21 protein-coding genes and 2 tRNA genes are annotated in these 21,559 nt (G+C 45.1%); 15 read left to right on the top strand and 8 right to left on the bottom strand.

Annotated elements, in window-relative coordinates:
- Positions 1–137 precede the first annotated feature (137 nt).
- The 3 genes from rpmA to RDK53_RS05625 form a co-directional block, all read right to left on the bottom strand.
- Positions 138–398, bottom strand: a complete 261-nt coding sequence (gene rpmA / locus RDK53_RS05635; RefSeq protein WP_277031075.1) for a 50S ribosomal protein L27 — start codon at positions 396–398, stop codon at positions 138–140.
- Between the two features lie 26 nt (positions 399–424).
- The gene (gene rplU, locus RDK53_RS05630; protein ID WP_066595037.1) at positions 425–736 is read right to left on the bottom strand and encodes a 50S ribosomal protein L21; all 312 of its coding nucleotides are present in this window, start codon (positions 734–736) and stop codon (positions 425–427) included.
- A gap of 262 nt (positions 737–998) precedes the next feature.
- Entirely contained in the window at positions 999–2,288 is a 1,290-nt protein-coding gene (locus RDK53_RS05625) for a ferric reductase-like transmembrane domain-containing protein (protein WP_308513666.1), read from the bottom strand.
- 773 nt (positions 2,289–3,061) lie between these two features.
- Here RDK53_RS05625 and RDK53_RS05620 point away from each other — a divergent pair.
- Positions 3,062–4,393, top strand: coding sequence for a dicarboxylate/amino acid:cation symporter (locus RDK53_RS05620; protein WP_308513665.1), 1,332 nt, complete (start codon positions 3,062–3,064; stop codon positions 4,391–4,393).
- Positions 4,394–4,442: 49 nt separating this feature from the next.
- Here the strand turns inward: RDK53_RS05620 and RDK53_RS05615 are convergent, their stop codons facing one another.
- On the bottom strand, positions 4,443–5,633 hold the full coding sequence (locus RDK53_RS05615; protein WP_308513664.1) for an amidohydrolase: 1,191 nt from the start codon (positions 5,631–5,633) through the stop codon (positions 4,443–4,445).
- A 259-nt stretch (positions 5,634–5,892) separates the two neighbouring features.
- Here RDK53_RS05615 and RDK53_RS05610 point away from each other — a divergent pair, with 259 nt between their 5' ends.
- The 4 genes from RDK53_RS05610 to RDK53_RS05595 all read left to right on the top strand — a co-directional run bounded on the left by RDK53_RS05610 (position 5,893) and on the right by RDK53_RS05595 (position 7,612).
- Positions 5,893–6,873 carry a polyprenyl synthetase family protein gene (locus RDK53_RS05610; RefSeq protein ID WP_308513663.1) on the top strand — a complete coding sequence of 327 codons (981 nt, stop codon included), beginning with the start codon at positions 5,893–5,895 and terminating at the stop codon, positions 6,871–6,873.
- 24 nt (positions 6,874–6,897) lie between these two features.
- Positions 6,898–6,974, top strand: a tRNA-Pro gene (locus tag RDK53_RS05605).
- 72 nt (positions 6,975–7,046) lie between these two features.
- Positions 7,047–7,123, top strand: a tRNA-Pro gene (locus tag RDK53_RS05600).
- A gap of 111 nt (positions 7,124–7,234) precedes the next feature.
- Complete coding sequence (locus tag RDK53_RS05595; protein ID WP_308513662.1) at positions 7,235–7,612, top strand: DMT family protein; 378 nt, start codon at positions 7,235–7,237, stop codon at positions 7,610–7,612.
- A gap of 3 nt (positions 7,613–7,615) precedes the next feature.
- Here RDK53_RS05595 and fumC read toward each other — a convergent pair whose 3' ends face one another.
- The 4 genes from fumC to RDK53_RS05575 all read right to left on the bottom strand — a co-directional run bounded on the left by fumC (position 7,616) and on the right by RDK53_RS05575 (position 12,244).
- Positions 7,616–9,028: a class II fumarate hydratase gene (gene fumC / locus RDK53_RS05590; RefSeq protein ID WP_374041565.1), complete on the bottom strand. Its 1,413-nt coding sequence runs from the start codon at positions 9,026–9,028 to the stop codon at positions 7,616–7,618.
- Between the two features lie 230 nt (positions 9,029–9,258).
- A complete protein-coding gene (locus tag RDK53_RS05585; protein WP_308513661.1) occupies positions 9,259–10,455 on the bottom strand; it encodes a cation:proton antiporter in 1,197 nt (398 codons plus the stop codon).
- Between the two features lie 77 nt (positions 10,456–10,532).
- The gene (locus tag RDK53_RS05580; RefSeq protein WP_308513660.1) at positions 10,533–11,327 is read right to left on the bottom strand and encodes an ABC transporter permease; all 795 of its coding nucleotides are present in this window, start codon (positions 11,325–11,327) and stop codon (positions 10,533–10,535) included.
- Complete coding sequence (locus RDK53_RS05575) at positions 11,324–12,244, bottom strand: ABC transporter ATP-binding protein (RefSeq protein WP_308513659.1); 921 nt, start codon at positions 12,242–12,244, stop codon at positions 11,324–11,326. The genes RDK53_RS05580 and RDK53_RS05575 overlap by 4 nt, the downstream gene beginning before the upstream one ends.
- Before the next feature lie 273 nt (positions 12,245–12,517).
- Here RDK53_RS05575 and hutW point away from each other — a divergent pair, with 273 nt between their 5' ends.
- The 10 genes from hutW to RDK53_RS05525 all read left to right on the top strand — a co-directional run.
- A complete protein-coding gene (gene hutW, locus RDK53_RS05570; protein WP_308513658.1) occupies positions 12,518–13,909 on the top strand; it encodes a heme anaerobic degradation radical SAM methyltransferase ChuW/HutW in 1,392 nt (463 codons plus the stop codon).
- A 4-nt stretch (positions 13,910–13,913) separates the two neighbouring features.
- Positions 13,914–16,055, top strand: coding sequence for a TonB-dependent receptor (locus RDK53_RS05565; RefSeq protein WP_308513657.1), 2,142 nt, complete (start codon positions 13,914–13,916; stop codon positions 16,053–16,055).
- A gap of 29 nt (positions 16,056–16,084) precedes the next feature.
- Positions 16,085–16,666: an MptD family putative ECF transporter S component gene (locus RDK53_RS05560; RefSeq protein WP_308513656.1), complete on the top strand. Its 582-nt coding sequence runs from the start codon at positions 16,085–16,087 to the stop codon at positions 16,664–16,666.
- On the top strand, positions 16,644–17,414 hold the full coding sequence (locus tag RDK53_RS05555) for an energy-coupling factor transporter transmembrane component T (RefSeq protein WP_308513655.1): 771 nt from the start codon (positions 16,644–16,646) through the stop codon (positions 17,412–17,414). Before RDK53_RS05560 ends, RDK53_RS05555 begins: the two co-directional genes overlap by 23 nt.
- Positions 17,414–18,838 (top strand): ATP-binding cassette domain-containing protein, encoded by a 1,425-nt coding sequence (locus tag RDK53_RS05550; protein WP_308513654.1) that lies wholly within the window; start codon positions 17,414–17,416, stop codon positions 18,836–18,838. The genes RDK53_RS05555 and RDK53_RS05550 overlap by 1 nt, the downstream gene beginning before the upstream one ends.
- Positions 18,839–18,852: 14 nt before the next feature.
- A complete protein-coding gene (gene hutX, locus RDK53_RS05545) occupies positions 18,853–19,356 on the top strand; it encodes a heme utilization cystosolic carrier protein HutX (RefSeq protein WP_308513653.1) in 504 nt (167 codons plus the stop codon).
- 6 nt (positions 19,357–19,362) lie between these two features.
- Positions 19,363–19,860 (top strand): flavodoxin family protein, encoded by a 498-nt coding sequence (locus tag RDK53_RS05540; RefSeq protein WP_308513652.1) that lies wholly within the window; start codon positions 19,363–19,365, stop codon positions 19,858–19,860.
- Positions 19,861–19,869: 9 nt separating this feature from the next.
- Positions 19,870–20,538 (top strand): MotA/TolQ/ExbB proton channel family protein, encoded by a 669-nt coding sequence (locus tag RDK53_RS05535; RefSeq protein WP_308513651.1) that lies wholly within the window; start codon positions 19,870–19,872, stop codon positions 20,536–20,538.
- An 11-nt stretch (positions 20,539–20,549) separates the two neighbouring features.
- A complete protein-coding gene (locus RDK53_RS05530; RefSeq protein WP_308513650.1) occupies positions 20,550–20,939 on the top strand; it encodes a biopolymer transporter ExbD in 390 nt (129 codons plus the stop codon).
- A 281-nt stretch (positions 20,940–21,220) separates the two neighbouring features.
- Positions 21,221–21,559: RRXRR domain-containing protein (locus RDK53_RS05525; protein WP_308513649.1), on the top strand; the 339-nt coding region annotated here is incomplete at its 3' end.

The raw sequence follows: 21,559 nt of genomic DNA, 5'->3' as shown, positions 1-21,559 counted from the left end.
AATGGTCCAAACAAGATTATTGCAGCACTACCAAAAAGAAATAGTGGAAAACAAAAAGGAGGCCTGTAAAAGAACCTCCAAGAAAAACAAAAACCTCAGACCAACTAAGGAATGAGGTTTTAGAGTCGAACCTGAGATTAAGCTACAGGAACAACATTCACATAATGACGGTTAAGGCGACCGTGAACTACGAATTCAACCTTACCTTCAGCCTTTGCGAACAAAGTGTGATCACGGCCCATGCCTACATTTTCACCAGCATGGAAATTTGTGCCGCGCTGACGGACGATGATTGCGCCCGGCTTGATCATCTGTGAACCGAAAACCTTAACGCCCAAACGCTGTGCATTGGAGTCGCGACCGTTTCTTGTGGAACCGCCACCTTTCTTATGTGCCATTTCAAATACCTCTTATCAAAAATCAATTAAGCAGAAATCTCATCAATCTTGAGTTCTGTGTAGTTCTGACGGTGACCGGCACTCTTGATGGAGTGTTTACGGCGACGGAACTTGAAAATACGAACTTTTTCATGACGGCCATTGGCGACAATAGTTGCTTTAACTGCTGCGCCTTCGATTGTAGGAGCGCCAACTTTCATACCAGCGTCATCTTTAATAGCGAGAACTTGTGTAAGTTCGATCTGGGAACCTACTTCTCCGGCCAAGGACTCGACGCGGAGCTTATCGCCAACAGCAACAGTGTACTGTTTGCCGCCGGTCTTAATAATTGCGTACATAAAAACCTCTTCACTTCAATGCAGTCCACGATCTGCTGAAGCCTTTTTGTGTGGTAAAAGAGTAATTCGTGGAACGTGCGATTATTACACAACTTTCCTCTCAAATCAAACAGTAAAGTAAAAAAATAGAAAAAATCCTTAGCAACTCGAGAAATCCACTAGAAACAAAATAGAAGAAAATCTGAGTCCGTCCATGTGCGAGAGCCTTTTGAAGAAATCAGTCTGTCTGCGGCTTATCCAAAAGGCTTCTTTCTGCCAACAATTAAATGTCGCGCCAGTTGAAGACTTCATGTTTGATTATGAGATTTTTCGAATAATTTTCATTCCTCAGCTGCTTTTGAAGCAATGCAAGTCCGCAAAAAGCTACAAACTCCGGTTTATCTTGCATGATTTGCTTCACCGTAAGTCTGGCCTGACTTTTGTCAATCAGCATTAGACAAACCTCCGCTTCCTCAGCTGCCTTACGCACAGCCTCTGCAAAAGGCGCAGCTTTTTGATCTTTAACGGTCCAAAAAAGTGTGATCGAACCATGTTTGTTCTTGGCTGCTGCTTTCAGCCATGCACTAAAAGGCGCAATTCCTATTCCTGCGGCACACCATGACTGAGGCTCTTTCGAAAAAATCGGGATGAACTCTCCCCAAGGACCTTCAACCTCGACAATATCTCCTGTGTGCAACCTCTCTAGGAGGGACTTGGTAAAGTCGCCTGACTTCTTAATCCACAGTGTTACTTCGTCATTGTTAAATTCCGCAATAGAAAACGGATGGCCTTCATCCCCGGGAAGATGCAGAAACATAAACTGTCCCGGCAGAACCTCTTTTCCCAAAGGAGTTTTCATTTTAAGACGAATGCAGTCGCTGCCAACTTCTAAGATGGAAGTAACGCTTGCTTTTATCTTTTTTTGCCAACCGGGTCCCTTTCTTAAGAGGTTGATGCTTGCCCATAATCCCACGACCGTAATCGCAACGATACTTAGACCAAACGGCATGTAAAAATCGGACACTTTCATCAAGCGCAGAGAATGCAAACTCAGAAATATGAAAACCCAAGCAAAAATAGAGTGGATTTTTAGCCAGCGTTTATAAGGAATCTTCTTCGTTAGACAAAGAAGCACAAGAATCAAAGCTATCCAAGTAAGCCATACGGAAGACTCTTTTGCCACAGTTCGGCTCATAGACCACACCAAATCCCAAAAAGCTGGATCGGCGAGCACCTCTTTTTTCGGTGGTTTTGGAAGCGTCCAGATAAGTCTTAAGATCGGACCAAAGATGTCTTTCACAAAGTAATGTACAAAGGCCATTGCAACGGCTGCAAACCCGAGCCATTTGTGAAAAACATACAATCTGTCGAGCGGTAAGCGAAAAACCTTTTCAATCCAAGACGGCCGAGCAGCGATGACAAGGCAAATGGCCATCCACAACCAAGCAATTGCGCCGGTAATATAAAAAATCTCATGAGTATAGGAGCGGGCGTCAAAGTTCGGCGGAAAGCACCACAAGCCAAGAATCCAAAAAATGAAAAGTGAAATGGTCAGGATTGAAGTAAGTATCATTTTTCTTTCCTTGCAAAACGTCTTCAATTCAAGTTTAAGAATGGGAATCCTTGAATTCAAAGTCTTTCATCAGCCATTTGTTTGAAAATTTTAAAATTGTTTGGTTACGTAAATTTTCCAAGCAAAACAATTAAGGCAATTCTGATACTTAATAATTCATACTTTGATGATTCACGTTCAATCCAATAAGCAATTACGTGTCTTCAAAAATCTTTCAAACTCAAATTAATGTTTTGCCTCACGGAAATTTACGAAAGACATTGTTCTCTCACTCCGGAGCTGACAGTATTCTGTTTTTCTTCCAGTCATCAGAGAGTTGGACACAGCACGCGGTAAAGGAATGACGGCAAAGTAATCTGATGAAATCTGCGAAATCCGGCTGAGGAATAACTATTCAAACAGAGTGTTCTCCAGTTATGTCCACTGATTTTTTTACTTTATATGCAAAACATTTTGTATAGAGGAAATATTATTTCATAATATAAAAACAATTTCACAATAAGCAAGATTTAACAACTAAACACAATTTTAAAAGAGCCTAAGTTCTTCGTTTTGACGACCAGACCATTTACTTAGAAATTAACTGAGCGTCAAACCATTTCAGGGAGTTTTTTAAATTATTTGTCAGGGTAAACCTCTACAACTATTATCTAAAAGAAGTAAGAAACTATTAATTTTTTATCTAACCCATAGAGGAGATACCTATATTTTCTTCTATTATTTTTTTGAAAGCGCAACTTTCAACCCCATCAACTTAACGAAAGAAGGGCTATATGAGAAGTAAAAGACCTTTATATAAAACCCTGTACTTCCAAGTTATTTGCGCCATCATTATCGGCGTACTTTTGGGATATTTTTACCCCGAGCTTGGTGCCCAGATGAAACCTCTTGGCGACGGCTTCATCAAATTAATCAAAATGATCATTGCTCCGGTAATTTTCTGTACCGTTGTTATCGGTATTGCCGGAATGGAAGACATGAAAAAAGTCGGTCGTGTCGGTGGCTATGCGCTCCTGTACTTCGAAGTGGTATCTACCTTCGCTCTGATAATCGGCTTATTGATGGTCAATCTCCTCTCCCCCGGCTCAGGGATGCATGTCAATCCGGCCACTTTAGACATGTCGGCTGTCTCTGCCTACACCCAGCATGCTTCTTCCCACTCTACCGTTGACTTCTTTATGAACATCATTCCGTCAACAGTAGCAGGTGCCTTTGCATCAGGAGACATTCTCCAGGTCTTATTCTTCTCTATCCTTTTTGGCTTTGCCTTACAGAAAATGGGAGGCCAGAAATCTCAGCTTTTCCAGTTAATTGACAAAACCTCGAAAATTCTTTTCTTGATAGTCGGCTGGATCATGAAAGTTGCCCCTATCGGCGCATTCGGCGCAATGGCTTTCACGATTGGCAAGTATGGTATTTCTTCCCTGCTTCCTCTGGCCAAACTAATGGGTGCTTTCTATTTCACCTGTTTCATCTTCATCTTCGGAGTTCTTGGAGCTATCTGCCGAAGCCATGGTTTCTCTCTTATTAATTATTTGAGATATATCAAAGACGAACTTCTCATCGTACTCGGCACTTCCTCTTCTGAATCCGTCCTTCCGAGAATGATGGTCAAAATGGAGCATGCCGGCATCAGCAAGTCCGTCGTCGGCTTGGTTATTCCGACCGGCTATTCATTCAATCTTGATGGAACAGCTATTTATTTGACAATGGCAGCTGTGTTTATCGCTCAAGCCTGCGACATCCAGATGACGCTCTTCCAGCAGCTGACTCTTCTTGCAGTCCTTCTGTTGACAAGCAAGGGTGCAGCCGGCGTCACCGGCTCCGGCTTCATTGTCCTTGCCGCTTCTCTTTCCTCTGTCGGCGATGTTCCGGTTGCAGGATTGGCGTTGATTCTCGGCATCGACCGTTTCATGAGTGAAGCACGTTCCATTACCAACATGATCGGCAACGGCATTGCCTGTATCGTAGTCGGCAACTGGGTCAAAGAGGCTGACATGGAAACCGTTAAGAAACACACTCACCCGGCTTACATCCATCTAGCTGAACAAGCATTGGAAGCTCTCGAAGGCAAAAAAGCACAAAACCTAGAACCTACCGCCTAATATTTATTCAGCAAAGGCCGCTTTCGCGGCTTTTGCTGTATACGAAACCTTAAGAAGCTGCGCGATTTAGCGCGATTGTAAGTAAAGTTGCTGCACCTACAGAAATCGCCTTGTCGTTAAAGTCAAACATAGGATGGTGAACACTGGCAGAGTGCTTCTCATCTTTCATACCGAGACGGAACAGACATCCTGGCCTAGCTAAAAGCATAAAGGAGAAATCTTCTCCCCCGCAGGTTCTATGCCACTGCTTCACGTGCTCTTCGCCCAATAATTCTTTAGCATAACCGGAAGCCTTTTCGACCAGCTCAGGAGTATTAAACATCGCCGGGTAAAGCTTGGTGTACTGGACTTCGGCCTCCATATCATTTGCAAGAGCAGTTCCTTCTGCAACCTGCTTCATTCTCCTAATAATTGTTTCCTGAACTTCCGGTTCAAAAGATCTGGCAGTTCCCGATATCTTTGCCTCTTGTGGAACGACGCTCGGACCATCTCCAAATCCGCTTTGAATGCATCCGGCAGAAACTACCGCGGTTTTCATCGGATCCACACTTCTAGCTACAATCGTTTGGAGTGCCAATACACATTCACAAGCTGCCACCAGCGGATCTTTTGTCATATGAGGACGAGAGCCGTGCCCGCCTTTTCCTTTGAAGGTGATTTCAAACTTGTCGGCATTTGCAGTAGCGTATCCGGGAATAAAACCGACATCGCCGAGATTAAGGCTTGGCTCGGCATGAAGTGCATAAAACTCATCGATACCAAATCTTTCTACCAAGCCGTCAGCAATCATGTGTTTTGCACCGGCAAAACCTTCTTCTCCGGGCTGAAAAATAGCGATTAATGTTCCAGCAAAATCTCGATGCTGGGCTGCATAATGGCAAAGCGTCAGAAGTGTCGCGACATGCCCGTCATGCCCGCAAGCATGCATTTTTCCTTTGACTTGACTTGCCCAGGGAGCACCGGTTTTTTCTTCTAACGGAAGTGCGTCGGAGTCTGCGCGAAGTCCGATGGTTTTACCTGGTTTTGTCCCGTGGATAACAGCAACTACGCCGGTCACATCTTTTCCTCCAACATACTCATACACTTCATTCAAAGAAAAAGAGGCAAGAGCTTTCGTTATTTTCTCTTGAGTTTTATGTAAGCAAAGACCAAGCTCCGGTTCTTCATGAATTTTGTGACGGATATCCATGCCGATCTTTGCGCTCTCTGCCATTTGTTCCGGCTTAATTAATATTGTCATTAGTCGTGCTCCTAGAGAAAAAAGGTTTTGAGAATTCGAAGTGTAGCAACCGCCAGAGCCGCATATTCATATTTGATAGATAGGTGATTCCCTTCGATTTTAAGAAGCTAAAGATTTTGTTGATTTCAGAGTAACAAATTTTTGTCTGCGATATTTTCTGTTTCCAATCTCAAACTTAGACTCAAAACCTCTTTTTTACCTCTTCACTCCCAGAAAAAATTCGGTAATATGCATTGGTTGAGAACTAGGAGGAGGAGCAATGTCACACGTTGCAGAAACAGTAAAACAGATAATTGAACCCGTCGCTTCTGATTTAGCTGAAGTCGAGAAAGCGGTACTTAGCGATCTGCAAAGTGATATTCCTCTGATAAAGAAGATAAGTGATTACATTGTTTCTGCCGGCGGCAAAAGAATGCGACCTTTGATTCTTATCCTTATTGCCAGAGCACTGGGCTATCAAGGAAAAGAACATATATTCCTAGCGACGATGATCGAATATGTCCATACTGCCAGCCTGCTGCATGACGACGTCGTCGACGAAAGCGATCTCAGACGGGGAAAACCAACAGCTTGCTTTAAGTGGGGAAATTCAGCTGCGGTTCTGGTAGGCGACTTCATGTACTCCCGCGCTTTCCAATTAATGGTCAAAACTAAAAACCTCCGAATCTGCGAAATCGTCTCCGGTGCCGTCAATCGAGTCTCCGAAGGCGAGGTAATTCAGCTTCTTAACATTCACGACACCACTGTAGACGAGAAACGCTACTTTGAAGTCATTGAAAGAAAGACCGGCGTTCTATTCGAAGCAGCAGCCCGGATGGCGGCAACGATTGGAGGAGCAACCAAAGAAGAAGAGGAAAAGCTCACCGAGTACGCCTTAGCCTTAGGAACAGCCTTCCAAATTATTGATGATGTTTTGGATTACCGAGGAGACGAAGGAAAAACCGGCAAAGCCTTAGGTGCAGATTTGCGTGAAGGCAAAATGACGATGCCCTTGATCTATGCATTAAGGAAATGTTCAGAGGAGCAGGCCAAAGAAATTAAAGAAGCAGTTAAACGAGGCGAAGGAGATCTCAACTCCATTACTCGCATTCTTGAAGAGACAGGAGCAATTGAAGAGTGCGTACTCACCGCAAAACAAATTGTTTCTTCCGGAATAGATGCAATTTCTTTCTTAAAACCTTCCCTTTATAAAGAATCTTTGATAAAATTGCTCTCCTTGACTGTGGAGAGAGATTTATAATTCCTCTAAACAGTTAAAAAATGTCGGAGTATAGCTCAGCCCGGTAGAGCACTGCGTTCGGGACGCAGGGGTCGTAGGTTCGAATCCTGTTACTCCGACCATTTTTATTTATTTCTAAGAATTTTCGGAACTTAAGCAATTTGAGTTTCTTGGAATTCCTCTTGGAAAAGCGTCGGAGTATAGCTCAGCCCGGTAGAGCACTGCGTTCGGGACGCAGGGGTCGTAGGTTCGAATCCTGTTACTCCGACCATCCTTTCTTAACTTCTTTTACGAATCTGTCTGGTAAAAAAGTTTCTTTCTATCTGCGATTCTTAATTTCTCCAAATTACACTCTCGCTATGGCTTAACTATTCGAAAAAGAATGGAAACATTAATTAAATTATGGCACTCGATGCCGCCGGTCGCTAAAACGGTTCTCCTGCTTCTGATTTCTAACACTTTCATGAGCTTTGCTTGGTACGCTCATTTAAAGAATCTAGGCAGCGCTCCTCTGTGGGTGGCCATCGTTACCAGTTGGCTAATCGCTTTTTTCGAATATATAGTCATGATTCCCGCCAACAGAATCGGGTTCGGCTCTTTGTCTCTCGGCCAACTGAAGATTCTTCAGGAAATTGTTTCGCTGTCTATCTTCGTCCCGTTTGCGGTACTGTACATGAAAGAGCCGCTCAAGCTGGATTACCTCTGGGCGGCCTTTTGCATGTTGGGTGCGGCTTACTTTATTTTCCGCGACCACGTTTGAAAATTAGTATCCGGGCTGAAGCATATGGCTCGGATTAACGAAGCTATCGAATTCCTCGGCGGTACATACTCCCAAGTCAAGAGCGGCTTGTTTAAGAGAAATATTGTCGTGGTAGGCTTTCTTTGCTACTTTTGCCGCATTTTCATAACCCACTAGCGGTGCCAACGCTGTAATTAGCATCAAAGAGCGCTCAACATTCTCTTTTAATTTATCCGGGTTTGCTGTTATCCCCTCAACGCAGTGAACTGCAAAAGAATTCTGTGCATCAGAAAGCAAACGAATGCTTTGATCGAGGTTATAAGCAATCAACGGCAAGAATACGTTGAGCTCAAAGTTACCTTGAGAAGCTGCAATGCCAACTGCATTATCGTTTCCCATCACCTGTACGGCGACCATAGTCATGGCCTCACTTTGTGTCGGGTTAACTTTACCGGGCATAATGGAAGAGCCCGGCTCGTTAGCAGGAAGATTGATTTCACCTAAACCGCAGCGAGGTCCTGACCCTAGCCAGCGGATATCATTGGCAATTTTCATCAGATTAGCCGCTAAGGACTTCAGCGCTCCATGCATAAATACGGCACCGTCCTGCGATGTAAGGGCATGGAATTTATTCGGTTCGCTGACAAACCTCTCGCCTGTCATTGCGGTTAATTTTTCACATACTTTGGTCCCGAATCCAAATGGAGAATTCAAACCTGTTCCAACAGCCGTCCCCCCGATAGCTAATTCACGGCAAAAACGCAGTGCGGCGTTGATTTGTTCAGCATTATGGTCAAGCATCGAAACATAGCCGCTGAATTCCTGACCTAAAGTCAGAGGTGTGGCATCCTGCAGGTGAGTCCTTCCGATTTTGATTAAATCTTTGAATTCCTCAGCCTTACGATTTAAAGCTTCACGGAGTGTTTTAACCGCAGGCAACAAGCGGCCAGTAACTTCCAGAACCGTCATGATGTGCAGTGCGGTCGGGAACGTGTCATTAGAAGACTGAGACATATTGACCTGATCGTTTGGATGAACAACTTCATCTTTGCTCAGTCTGTCTTTAAATCGAAAATCTCCGTTAAGAATTTCGGTAGCACGATTTGCGACCACCTCATTCACATTCATATTGGTTTGCGTACCGGAACCCGTCTGCCAAACGGCTAAAGGGAAATTCCCGGGCAACGCGCCGGCAAGCAATTCATTGCAAGCCTGGACTATGGCATTTTTGCGCTTTTCATCCAGCTTACTAAAGTCATAATTAACTTCTGCACAGGCTTTCTTCAAATACAGCATGGAACGAATCAGAGATTCCGGCATCTTTTCGATACCAATTCTGAAGTTCTCAAAACTTCTTTCCGTTTGGGCTCCCCAATATTTGCTGTCATCAACTTTTATGTCGCCTATGGAGTCATGCTCAATGCGGTAATCTATCATTTTGTTCTCTCTAACAGGACAAATTTCAACGTTGGACTCAATCTCCAAACGCCTTTAATGTTTTTCTGAGTCTACCTTGGTCCGGAGTCTTCGATTAAATAAAAAGTCCAAACTTGGTACCTTTATCGGACCGATTCTCAACCAGCCCAGGTGTTTATTGCGAATTTGAGCATCGCTATTGCAACTAGTCCATCAAAATGAAAATTAGAAACATTATTGAGATGAGAGAATCAGTTCTTCTGCAAGAGCTTTTGATAGCTCCCATCGATTGCGATGGTTCCGATGAAGGAAGTAAAGAAAATTCCAACCACTGCAACGGAAAGTACCAGATGCCCGCAAGGAAGTCCCATTGCTAACGGGACGGAACCGATGGCAGCTTGCACGGTCGCTTTCGGAAGATAAGAAAGAACGCAAAACAGTCGTTCGTTAAAATTGAGATTGGTGCCCAGCAGGCTCAAAACAACCCCTAAAGAACGGAGCAATAACCCAATACACACAATCCAAAGTGCCGCGAGTCCGGCGTTTAGGGTATAGCTGATGTCAATTGCAGCCCCTACCGTCACAAATAAGATGACTTCAGCTGCCAACCACAATTTGCTGAACTTTTCTGACAGTCTTTTGGTGACGGCAAATGAAGCTTTGAAATTCAAAGTGCACGCCATGCTCATCACTGCAAAAAGTCCCGAAACGCTGACAATTTCTTTGGTCCATCCTTCCAGAGCAATAAGGATAAAGGCTACCCCTAGGGCCACCATTACTTTAAGGCTGTTCCGGACGTAGTGCTTTACAGCGTAAGCGGTTTCAAAGAACCAACTGAGCAGCAATCCGGCCCCGACACCGACCACCATTCCAAGAACCAACGAAATCGGCACTTGAATGAAGTTCCCGAGTTCCGTATGTCCGGCCTGAGTAAAGCCAAGAAATGTGGAGAAAAGCATGATGACGAAAACATTATCCAGCCCTGCTCCGGCCATAATCATTTGAGGAATGCTTTTCTCCGTTCCGTAGGCACGGTTGGTCAACATCACCATTCGAGGAATAACTACTGCAGGTGAAACGGCAGCTAATACGGAACCCATTACCAACGCTTCGAGTTTCGAAATGCCGAAGAAATAGGGTGCAAAAAAGAAAAAGGCAGCAATTTCAAAAAGTGCCGGAATGCAGCCGAGCAAGAAGAGCGGACGTTCAACCTGCTTAAGTTCTGAGACTTTTATGGACAGTCCTGCTTTGATAATGATGATGACCAACGCCAACTTCCAGAGGTCCGGCGATATGCTGAGGATTTTAGGATCCAACAAATTGAGAGCCTGCGGTCCGAGCACAATACCTGTAAGCATCATGCCGATGATTGCAGGTACTCTTATCGCTTTGCAGGCAGCCCCGATTGCCAAACCAAAAAGAAAAATAAGTGCCAGTGAGGTAAGCATCTATCCTAAAATCTCAGAAGTGAAAGTTCATCTCAAAAAATTCTACTCGCTGCCTTATTTCTTTTTTGCAAAAAGACCTATTTTTGAATCTTATATCCACGCTGCATAAGCAAAACCGCAAAAGCCGCAGACCCAATTGCGCATACGGAGACAACACTTAGACTTATCCATGGATTGAAATCGCTTTGCGAAAAGAAACCATAGCGGAATCCGTCAACGATGTAGAAAAACGGATTGAATTGGGAGAGAGTACGCAAAGTTCCCGGTAATTGCTGGATGGAATAGAAAACCCCGGATAAGAAAGTCAACGGAAGAATAACGAAACTTTGAAAAGCTCCGATTTGATCGAACTTATCGGCCCACAAACCGGCTAACAACCCCAGAGAGCCCATCAGAACCGCACCCATAAATCCAAAGACTACGACCCATAAAATATGATCTACAGGAGGAGCTGACCAAAAAACGGAAACCAGCAACACTCCGGCTCCCACTATCAGTCCTCTGGCGACGGAAGCTCCTATCATCGCCAATCCAAGCTCCCACCCTGCAAAAGGAGGCAGTTGAATGAAAATAAGGCTTCCCATAATTTTTGCCGAGAGCATGGAAGATGAGCTGTTGCCGAAAGCGTTCTGCAGCAGAGACATCATGACCAGGCCCGGAACTAGGAAGTGAATATAACTTACGCCTTCGAAAGTCGGCATACGTCCTCCAAGCACTTGCCCGAAAACGACCAAATAAAGAGCAGCCATGAGGATCGGTGCAAAAATCGTTTGAATCGCAATCTTCTTAAAACGCAGGACTTCTTTTTCCAACAAGGTAAGGAAAGCGGCACCTCTGCTGTATGGTTTCGGGTCTATTTTGAATTGTGTCATTTGCCTGTAATCCTTATGAAGGCTTCTTCGAGATTTGCTTTTCCAATTTCAAGTTTTTCCGGCATTAAGCCGGCTTTTGAAAGCTCATTTAAAAGCGTGTGTAAGTTTTCCGGACTGCCGTAGGCCGTACTGTAAGACCCGTCAGAAAGCTTCGTACAATTGATAGGAAAATTCCTCGGCAGTTCGCTTGGCAAAGAAAACAAAATGCGTTCTTTAGAGTATTCCTTGAGCAAACTTTGAGTGTTCTCTAAGGTCACAATTTTTCCATGATTAAGCAAAGCGACATTACGGCAAAGCTTCTCTGCCTCTTCCAGATAATGTGTCGTAAGAATAATCGTATGTCCTTTTCGGTTAAGGTCTGCCATGAATTCCCACAGACGGTGACGCAGCGCGATATCCACTCCTGCCGTCGGTTCATCGAGCACAATCACCGGCGGCTGATGAACCATAGCCTGAGCGATCAAAACGCGTCTTTTCATTCCGCCCGAAAGGCTCATCACACTGGAGTTTTTCTTATCAGATAGGTCCAAAACATCCAGCAGCCGTTCAATCCACTTCTGATTGCCGCGAAGACCGAAATAGCCGCTCTGCAGACGAAGCGTGTCGTAAACTGTAAGAAAAGGATCAAACGTGATTTCCTGAGGGACGATACCCAGGCACATTTTGAATTGACGCCATTGCGTTTCTAGATCAAAACCCAACGCCTTGATTGTTCCTGAGTTCGGCTTAACCGTCTTGGCAAGAACTCCGATAAGCGTGCTCTTGCCGGCACCGTTCGGTCCTAACAGACCAAAAAAATCGCCTTGTTCTATTGTGAAGGAAGCTTCACGCAAGGCTTGTTTCGGCTCGTTTCCTCGATAAAAGGTTTTTGAAACTTTTTCTAACGAAAGAGCCGGTAAAAGAAATTTTTGACTCATATACAAAACAATATTAACCCCGCCTTAAGTCTTAGTTGAGTAAACGAGGAAATAATTGGAAATAACTTTTTTCTAAAATATAAAAATTCACTCTTTATTCTTACCTAACCTAATTTTAGTTAAGAATCATATAGTTATCCTTATTAAAAATACACCACCTTTCTGTTTACTAGGGAAATCTCTAATGAGAATGATAATTACTTAATAGAATTGTTCAATTAATATCCGCCTTAATGATAATCATTCTCATTCATTTTTAAAAGCAGAATCTATATGACAGTAATCAGCGGCGTCTCATCGGACAAAACGAAGATCGTTAAATTTAACAAGATGATGAGAAAAGACTCTGACTCTCCTTCTTGGAAAGCCAACATATCCGACAATCCACTTGTCGACGCATTTCCTGAGTCTATCGATATTCACCCCGGACTGCAAAGCAGTCCGATTGCTCCGGCTCAGGTTCAGTCAACTCTTTCCGATTTGACTTCCCGCAAACGCACCAGAAGGACGGTCGCCTACATCAACGTACCTTACTGCGAAACAAGGTGCCTGTACTGCCTTTTTTATATCAAGCCTTACAGAAACAAAGAAGAAAGCAAGGCCTACGCCGACACTCTTATCAAAGAACTTCAGCTTTGGGCTGACAAGCCTATTCAGCAAAATGAACCGGTGCATGCGGTTTATTTCGGCGGCGGTACGCCGACAGCTCTTGAAGCCGCGGATATCGAACGCGTCATTAAAGCGGTTCGTCAGTACCTTCCGCTGGCCAATGACTGTGAAATCACTTATGAAGGCAGATTATCCGGCTTCGATGCAGAGAAGATGGAAGCTGCAGTACAAGGCGGCGCAAACCGTTTCTCCTTAGGCGTACAGACTTTTGACACCAAAGTTCGCCAAGCTGTCGGCCGCCGTTCGACTAAAGAACAGCTTATTGCTCAACTAAGCCGCCTCACCCGCTTCAACCAAGCAGCTGTCGTTATCGATTTGATTTACGGCTTCCCTTTCCAAACCATGGGAACTTGGAAAGAAGATCTCGCCATCAGCCGTGAATTAAACCTAGACGGAGTGGACTGTTATCAGCTTCGCGTTTTTGAACGCTCTCCGCTCTTTAAGTACATTGCCAACGGAAAACTTCCGGCCGGTCCGAATCACGAACTTCGTGCCCATATGTTCGCTGAAGCAGTACAAAGCATGCGAGAAGCGGGATGGAACCGCCTATCCATCAGCCACTGGGCTGCAAATACAAGAGAGCGCAACTTCTACAACTATTACGCCAAAACTCGTTCGGACTGTTTAGCTTACGGTCCGGGAGCGGGCGGCAATATTGACGGCTATGCATATATGATGGACAGAACGCCGGATACTTGGAAAAAAGCAGTAGAAGAAGGCATCAAACCGGTCTCTATGATGCTTGAACCGGCTCCGCATTGGCAATTATGCCGAGCCGTTGCAGAACAGCTTGAACTTAACTTCCTAGATCCGTCAAGATTAGCTGCGGAATTCACTCCTCAGCTCCTCTACGTTTTTGAACCGCTGGTAGAAAATTGGACCCAGGCGGGATTGCTTAGCCCAATCGGAAGCCGCTATGAGTTGACGGTTGCCGGCCAATTCTGGCAAGGCCGCATGAACCAACATCTTCTTAATCAGATTAAATCTCTTCTCTAATATCATGAAAAACATTGTCAAACTAAGCGTTCTTTGCGCCGCTACTTTAAGCGCATACTTGTCCCTGTCTCATGCCCAAGAAGTGCATAAGACCGGTGAAATCAAGGTTACAGCAGGCCGAGTTGAACAGCAGCTTCTTGATATTCCGATGAGCGTTTCCGTGCTTACCGCGGAAGAAATTCGTGATTCTTCCGCAAGAAATATCGGAGAACTGTTAGCAGACGTTCCCGGCGTAGAGGTTGGAGGCGATGGTTCCCAAGGTCTGAAACGTATCAAAATCAGAGGAGAAAACGAATACCGTAGCCTAATTCTCATCGACGGCCAGAAAGTCTCCGAACATAAGTCTATGTCGGGCCCTGCCCTTCTCATTGACCCTTCCTCCGTTGAAAGAATTGAAGTGATTAAAGGCCCTGCCTCAGTACTTTACGGGTCGGATGCTATCGGCGGTGTTATCAATATCATTACCAAGAAAGGCTCTAAAAAACCTTTTGAGGCGGAGGCTTCTGTCGGCTGGAACGGTGCAGGACACGGCTGGAGCGAATCCGTTTCCCTAGGCGGCAGTGCAAAAGGATTTAAATATCAATTGGATGCCGGCTATCAAAGCCACGGCAACATCAAAACTCCGAAAGGTTATCAAAAGAATACCGACTTCCGCCAAAAGAACCTCGGTGCCTTCTTGAGCTATGACCTGACAGATAATTTCACGGTCGGCATGCATGCGGACATTTTTGATTCCAAAATCAATTCTTCCAGCTGGACCTATGAGAACGACCCGGATTCCGACTTCTTCGTCAAAATTCCGAAATGGAGAAGAGACAAAATTAGCCTGTTTGCCGAAGTCAAAGATGTCAACGAGTATCTGACTAGATTGCGAGTTGACGGCTACTGGCAAAAAAATCACAAGCTGATGCAGAACTACGTGAGCCAATCTTCGAAGAGCCCGAAATCTTCTACAAACGTCATCACAGATTCTCATGCTGACAACAGGATTAAGACTCTAGGAACCAGCCTGCAGGCGGATTGGCAGTTAGGAGACAACAACTTTCTTATTACCGGTTATGAATTTGCTCAGGATCGCTTGACGGCAAATACCGAGGCTGATTTTACAATGTCCATGAGAATGACCGGAATGCCTCGCCCGATGCTTGATCAAGCTTACGTTACAGACCGTTATGTAAAGGGCAAAGAAACGACTAACGCGATTTTTGCCGCGATGGAAACCACGCTGCCCTATGACTTATCTTTGAATTACGGGGTACGTTATACCTGGGTCAGTTCTGAACTTTCCAAGGCAAGCTCTTTCCGAAACGGTTATAAAACTACTCCGGCGGGAACCACGATTTTCAACAACACTCCGGTCAATGATTCAGGGACTCCCGGCAGCGAAAACAACAGCCGTCCTGTTTTCAATTTAGGCCTGATTTGGAAAGGCCTGGATAACACTTCCCTGCGTGCTCAGTGGGCCCAAGGATTCCGTGTCCCTAACCTGCAGGAAAAATTCTTGATTAACAGCATGGGAGGCGGTACCGTCTATGGCAATCCTCACCTCAAACCCGAGAAGTCCAATAATTTTGAAATCGGAGCCCGCTACAGCACTGATTTGATGGATATCGATGCGGCTTTGTTTTACAACCTCTCCGATGACTATATTTCTACAGAAATCGTCGGTGATGCTGATAGTGGGATCAGTCGATACGTCAATGCCGATAAAGCAAAGACATTCGGTTCAGAACTTTCTCTTAACCTGAGAGCAACGGAAAACCTTAATCCGTATTTCTCTCTGTCCTGGATCAAGAGAAAAACCGAATGGGCTGACGGTACCTCAACCTACGCCTCGGGTACACCTGAATTCACCGCTCGTTACGGTCTGCGAACAAATTACCCGCTCTTTAACGGCAAATGGACAACGGATACTTATTTGAGAAGCAGTACCGCGAAGAAGTCGTACTCACTCTCGACTAAAGAAACCACTCGTATTGCAGGCTACACCACCTTGAACTTTGCAACCGCTTATCACTTCGGTCCCAAGCAAGCCTATAGCGCAAACTTTGAGGTTCTCAATATAACCAACCAGCTTTACGGTTATGAGACTTCCATTTACGAGCCGGGCAGAAGATTCAACTTCAAGCTGACAGCCCGTTATTAATAAAAATGTAATTTATTCCGCTGAAAATCATGACAACAATGACTTTAAAAAAGGCCCGAACATCGCGCCTAGCAGACTTCTGTGGGAGGTGGTCTGCCCGTGAACTTATCATCATCGGCGTTTTTGCAGCAACTGCAAAAGTCTCTACCGTGCTAATTGCCATGGTTGGAGGCGGAATGAATCCTCTTTCGCTGCTGCTAAAGAATATGGTTTTTACCACTTTGCTGGTGGTAATGCTCTTCAAAGTCTGCAGACCCGGCACTCTCTGCCTTTTTGTCATCGTCAGCTCAGTTGTGAACTTCCTGCTCCTCGGCGGAAATTTAACTTTAATTCCGCCGATGCTTTTAGCGGCTGTTATGGCTGAGCTTCTGATGCGTTTTATTCAGAAGAACAACCTCCCGGGAGCTGTTTATTGGGGTGTCGGCTGCTTTGATTTACTTTGCAAGTTCGGCTCTCTCGGCATCTCGTTTTTAATGATGCGGGAATCTCCCGCCATGATGGCTGCGGTAGTACCCATAGTCATCATCGGCTATATCGGTTCTTTAATCGGCCTGTGGACAGGCAGCAAATCAATTAAGGAGTTGCGACATGCAGGCCTCATCCGTTCCTAATTTATCTCTGCTTAACGCAGTGGACATCCGCGTCAAGATGATAATTACGGCTCTGGCATCCGTGATGACAGTAGCCATCTCTTCCCTTCACGCACAGTGCTTTCTTTTTGGGGCGTCATTTTTGTATTTACTGATGATCAGAAGGCCTAAGCTCATCCTTGTGTCGTACCTTCTGTTCTTGATAATGATGGCCATTGCGTGCTGTTTCGGCCTGCTGTTAGCTCATTTTCTTCCTATGATGGGAAAAGGCATGGAGCTAAAATCTTTAGCTGTTCCGTTCATGAGAGCGTTCACCATGCTCAATGTCGTATTGCCTCTAGCCTTTACAGGCAGACTCCAGCAGATTCTGAATTCGCTGCAGAAGCTTAAATTACCCTTCGTCATTTATCTTCCTGCCGCCGTCATCGTTCGTTTTATTCCAACGTTTACTAACGACATTAAACAAATCTGGGAATCGCTCAAAATCCGTGGTTACCGCATCAATCCTTGGACAATGACGATTCATCCCTTTCAGACGACTCGACTTCTTTTTACACCGCTCTTAATCAGAGCCTTAAAAACAGGAGATGAACTCGGCATTGCCGCAGAACTCAAAGGTCTTAACGCAAATACTTCTGCCATCAAGAAGGCTCCGCAGTCTTTCACTAAGAAAGACTACGCCGCCGTTTCTTTGACCGTGGCTGTCCTTATTGCCGCCGTTATTCTGCAAATTTATTTTCCGAACATTTCACCGGCCCTGATGAAATAATGATTGAATTAAAGAACGTAACTTACACCTATCCGCACAGCGACAGACCTGCCCTGAGCAACCTTTCTTTTATGGTCCGTCCCGGAGAGGCAATTCTCGTCACCGGTGTCTCCGGATGCGGCAAATCGACGCTTATCAGGCTGATTAACGGGCTGTGTCCTCATTATTACGGAGGCAACGTAGAAGGCACCATTTGCATCGATGGAAAAGACAATCTGCAGGAAAAGCTCTGCGATATTTCGCACCGAGTAGGAACTTTGTTCCAAAATCCGGAAAGCCAATTTTTCGCTTTAGGAGTTGAAGAGGAGATTTCCTTCATTTCGGAATGCAAAGGGCTGCATCCGGAGGAAATCCGAACAAAACTCTCACAAACCGCAGAGCGTTTTAATTTAAAACCGTTTCTTAAAAACACTATTCATGAACTGTCGCAAGGGCAAAAACAGAAAGTTGGCCTTGCCTCTCTCATGATGGAACCTCTGAAGGCCTTAATCCTGGATGAGCCCACAGGGAACCTGGATCCGGAAGCAACCCTGGAATTGGCCGAAGAAATCAAAAAACTTAAAGCTCAGGGCGTTGCCATTCTGATTGCAGATCACCGTCTGTACTGGCTCAAAGATGTTGTCGATAAAGTGATCGTCTTGGAAAAAGGTAAAGTGGTTCGGGAGGGCATCTTTTCGGATTTAGATACTGAATTTAGAGAAAAATACGGCCTGAGAAAACTCGAAGTCACGGACAAGCGCCGTCTTCTACCGGCCAAAATGTCTTCGGGCAAACCTATCATGAAGATTTCTAAGCTGAGTTTTTCCTATCCTCGCCAGCCTGAAATCATCACGGACGCTTCTCTCGAGTTCCAGCAAGGCATCTGTGGAATTTTCGGAGACAACGGTGCAGGCAAAACAACTTTGGCACGGCTTATTACCGGACTGAATAAAGCCAAATCCGGCACTTTTCAGGTTAAAGGGAAGACAATCCGTCAAAAGGACTGCTTAAAGCACGTCGCGGTTGTTTTACAGAATTCTGATCATCAGCTCTACATGAGAACCGTCTTCGAGGAATTGAGAGCCAGCTTGGAAGCAGCCGGATGCAAAGGCGGCAACGATGCAGCCGAAGAGCTTCTTGGCATCTTCGATCTGCAGGAGCTAAGAGACCGCCACCCGCACTCTCTTTCGGGAGGTCAGAAACAAAGACTCGTTATCGCTTGTGCATTTGCCAAAAAACCAGATGTCATTATTCTCGATGAGCCCACTAGCGGCTTAGACGGAGCCAATTTAAAAAGGATTGCCGGCGCCCTCAAGAAACTGTCTTCAGAAGGCAAAGCCGTCCTTGTGATTACCCATGATTTAGAGCTGGTAGATCTTATCTGTGACACTGCTCTACATTTACCGCTGTCAGTTCAAACTGCCAACCAACCTTTTATTAATTGATTTATAGGATTTTTATGACAAATAAAGACCCACAGCAAGTTATTCAAGAAGTTATCAACTCCGGCCGTCCGGTTACTTTGGACTCTTTGGCCTCCGCACTGAACTGCTCGGCCCTTGAAGCGGCACATCACCTGCCTAAAGAAACTTGTACTTTTGCTCCGGGAGAAGATTTTGAAAAAGTTTGGGAAAGCATTTCTCAGTGGGAAAAAGCAACATTTATCGTGATTGCAGGAGAAAACGTCATTGAAGTAGAAACCAAAGTGGCTTGCGGCAAAAAAGCCATGGGTTACTACAACTTGATGGGCGGTAAAAGCCCGCTGCAAGGCCACTTCAAATACGAAAACATTATTGAGATCGGGTTTATCACCATGCCGTTTATGGGAAGAGAAAGTCATTTTGTCGCCTTCTTTGATAAAGACGGAAAATGCGCTTACAGCTTTTATGTTGGCCGAGAAAAGCATAAATTAATCGAATCTGCAAAAGAGCAGTTTTTAGCTCTTCAATCTTCTTTTAGGTGATTCGATATGAAAGTACTCGTTGCATATTCCAGCATTACAGGCAATACGGAAAAAATCGGTAAAAGTATTGCGGAAGCCATTCCTAATAGCGAATGCGTCAAGCTTCCTACCGACAAAAAAGCTGAAGACTATGACTTAGTATTCTGCGGTTTTTGGTGCGACAAAGGGGTTCCCGACAATGATTGGAAGCAATTCTATGAATCCACTGGTTCGGTTCCGGTCGCTGTTTTCGGCACCCTCGGAGGCGATCCGCACAATGAAGGCGGAATGAGATTCCTTCAGAAAGTCAAAAATGAAATTCATAAACCGTCTTTGCTTGATCTGCGTTTGTGGCAAGGAAAAGTCGATCCGAAAATCATTGAAATCATGACCCGCATGTCAGGAAAACCAATGACCGAGGAACGCAGACTGAGACTGGAAGAAGCCAACAAACATCCGGACAGCAAAGATTTAAGAGAAGCCGCTCAATGGGCATTTGAGATTTTCAAATCCCGGCAAGCATAGGAAGAGAAGATGAACTTTAAAGAGATATATGACCTCATCGGAGGCGCCGGAGTGATGTTGATTTTGGTCGGCATCGCCGCTTGCTACATTACCATCTGGAATGTGATTTATCTGCAAGGCGTCTTGCGCCGGTTCAAGAAGTCCAAGATTGGAAAAGACCGCTCTTCCTCTCAGGAACTTCATGACAAATTCGGAGCTAGCACAAATCCGTTGATTTGTATTGTGCGCGACATCGTCACAACTCACAGTGCTCACTCTGAAGATATCCGCGCCGAGGTCTCTTATCTCTTTCATAAAAACTTCAAGCCGGTTAATAATGCATTGACATGGCTCAAGCTTTTCGCAGCCATCTCCCCGCTGCTTGGACTGCTCGGTACGGTCCTAGGAATGGTTCAGGTTTTTAAAACCATCGCCGCAAGTGCCTCACCGGATTCTGCTCTCTTAGCTGCGGGGATTTGGACAGCTCTTATTACCACAGTAATGGGCCTTGTGGTTGCCATCCCGGCTCTTATGGCCTACTACTATCTTTTCCTTAAAGTTAAAGAAATGAGGATTGAAGCTGTGGAATACAGTTATCGAGCTATTGAACTGGCCAAGCCTGTTTCTCCAGCTTCCGTTGTTTGCGAACATCCGAAGGCTTCCTGCGTACTCCGTGGAAAACAGGCCCTCTCTGCCTAGGAACAAAATTCATGTTTGATGATTTAGATGAAGAACCGAAAGTCGATTTGACGCCTTTAATTGACGTCATTTTCATGCTTGTTATTTTCTTTGTCATGACCATGACTTTCAGCAGGCCGGTCATTGATTTGACATTACCAGCCGCTGAAAATTCTTTGGTTCAGAAAAGCAATCAGGAATTGGTTCTGCAGGTCAATGAAGCAGGAACCATTCTCTGCAATGACAAGGTTCTTTCTAAGGAAGAGCTGCCTGCCTTTCTTGATGAGCACCCTGAAGGGCTTCTTACTCTCATGATTGACGAAAAAGCCCCTTTCCAAAGCTTCGTCTGGATCGTAGATGTTGCCAAAGTAAAACGGGAAGGACGTTTCGTTATCGGCACCAGAAAAAATACTAGCGGCTAATGGTCAACCACCCCGGGCTAAAAGCCCGAGGCTTGCAAAAGTCTGGTTGACCAGCTTCAGTCAGCAATGCTGACTAAGTTGCAAAGAGGTTCAAGACTCACTCCGGGGTGCTTCCTCAGCTCCGGACCCTGAAAGTTCCGAAAGCAGACAAGCTATGGGTAAGTACGAAACGATTCGGAACAAAACGCCGCTCTGCAACATTGGCGAGGGGAACAATACCGAAAGGTGTTTGTAACGGACAAGTCGGAAGACAAGTCCAGTAACCGTAAGGTAATTTATTTATGACGACATTTGTATTTGTATTAGATAGGAAAGGCAGGAGCCTGATGCCCTGTCATCCGGCAAGAGCAAGGACACTCCTGAAAAAAGGACGGGCACGGGTCCATAAGGTTTTCCCGTTTACAATCCGTCTGACGGATCGAGAACTGGAAAACTCATCTGTCCAACCGATGCTTATCAAGATTGATCCGGGTTCCAAAGAGACAGGTATTGCTCTGGTGCGGGAAGAGAAAAACAAAGGGCATCATGCTTTGTACTTTATCAATCTTCAGCATCGAGGTCAGCAGATACGCAATGCACTCTACAAGAGGCGTTGTTTGAGACGGAGCCGAAGAAGCCGT

It is taken from the genome of uncultured Turicimonas sp. (assembly GCF_902477955.1).
In the GTDB taxonomy this organism is placed as follows: Bacteria; Pseudomonadota; Gammaproteobacteria; order Burkholderiales; family Burkholderiaceae_F; genus Turicimonas.
The sequence above is the reverse complement of the archived record's forward strand: the minus strand, read 5'-3'. Positions and strand labels throughout refer to the sequence as shown.

What these genes read in the sequence shown, in the direction of transcription:
- fumC (WP_374041565.1), bottom strand. Translation starts at nt 9,028, where the DNA reads ATGATAGATTACCGCATTGAGCATGACTCCATAGGCGACATAAAAGTT.
- hutX (WP_308513653.1), top strand. Translation starts at nt 18,853, where the DNA reads ATGACAAATAAAGACCCACAGCAAGTTATTCAAGAAGTTATCAACTCC.
- rpmA (WP_277031075.1), bottom strand. Translation starts at nt 398, where the DNA reads ATGGCACATAAGAAAGGTGGCGGTTCCACAAGAAACGGTCGCGACTCC.
- RDK53_RS05560 (WP_308513656.1), top strand. Translation starts at nt 16,085, where the DNA reads ATGACAACAATGACTTTAAAAAAGGCCCGAACATCGCGCCTAGCAGAC.
- RDK53_RS05585 (WP_308513661.1), bottom strand. Translation starts at nt 10,455, where the DNA reads ATGCTTACCTCACTGGCACTTATTTTTCTTTTTGGTTTGGCAATCGGG.
- RDK53_RS05535 (WP_308513651.1), top strand. Translation starts at nt 19,870, where the DNA reads ATGAACTTTAAAGAGATATATGACCTCATCGGAGGCGCCGGAGTGATG.
- RDK53_RS05575 (WP_308513659.1), bottom strand. Translation starts at nt 12,244, where the DNA reads ATGAGTCAAAAATTTCTTTTACCGGCTCTTTCGTTAGAAAAAGTTTCA.
- RDK53_RS05555 (WP_308513655.1), top strand. Translation starts at nt 16,644, where the DNA reads ATGCAGGCCTCATCCGTTCCTAATTTATCTCTGCTTAACGCAGTGGAC.
- RDK53_RS05595 (WP_308513662.1), top strand. Translation starts at nt 7,235, where the DNA reads ATGGAAACATTAATTAAATTATGGCACTCGATGCCGCCGGTCGCTAAA.
- RDK53_RS05550 (WP_308513654.1), top strand. Translation starts at nt 17,414, where the DNA reads ATGATTGAATTAAAGAACGTAACTTACACCTATCCGCACAGCGACAGA.
- RDK53_RS05540 (WP_308513652.1), top strand. Translation starts at nt 19,363, where the DNA reads ATGAAAGTACTCGTTGCATATTCCAGCATTACAGGCAATACGGAAAAA.
- RDK53_RS05620 (WP_308513665.1), top strand. Translation starts at nt 3,062, where the DNA reads ATGAGAAGTAAAAGACCTTTATATAAAACCCTGTACTTCCAAGTTATT.
- RDK53_RS05625 (WP_308513666.1), bottom strand. Translation starts at nt 2,288, where the DNA reads ATGATACTTACTTCAATCCTGACCATTTCACTTTTCATTTTTTGGATT.
- RDK53_RS05565 (WP_308513657.1), top strand. Translation starts at nt 13,914, where the DNA reads ATGAAAAACATTGTCAAACTAAGCGTTCTTTGCGCCGCTACTTTAAGC.
- RDK53_RS05615 (WP_308513664.1), bottom strand. Translation starts at nt 5,633, where the DNA reads ATGACAATATTAATTAAGCCGGAACAAATGGCAGAGAGCGCAAAGATC.
- hutW (WP_308513658.1), top strand. Translation starts at nt 12,518, where the DNA reads ATGACAGTAATCAGCGGCGTCTCATCGGACAAAACGAAGATCGTTAAA.
- RDK53_RS05580 (WP_308513660.1), bottom strand. Translation starts at nt 11,327, where the DNA reads ATGACACAATTCAAAATAGACCCGAAACCATACAGCAGAGGTGCCGCT.
- RDK53_RS05530 (WP_308513650.1), top strand. Translation starts at nt 20,550, where the DNA reads ATGTTTGATGATTTAGATGAAGAACCGAAAGTCGATTTGACGCCTTTA.
- rplU (WP_066595037.1), bottom strand. Translation starts at nt 736, where the DNA reads ATGTACGCAATTATTAAGACCGGCGGCAAACAGTACACTGTTGCTGTT.
- RDK53_RS05610 (WP_308513663.1), top strand. Translation starts at nt 5,893, where the DNA reads ATGTCACACGTTGCAGAAACAGTAAAACAGATAATTGAACCCGTCGCT.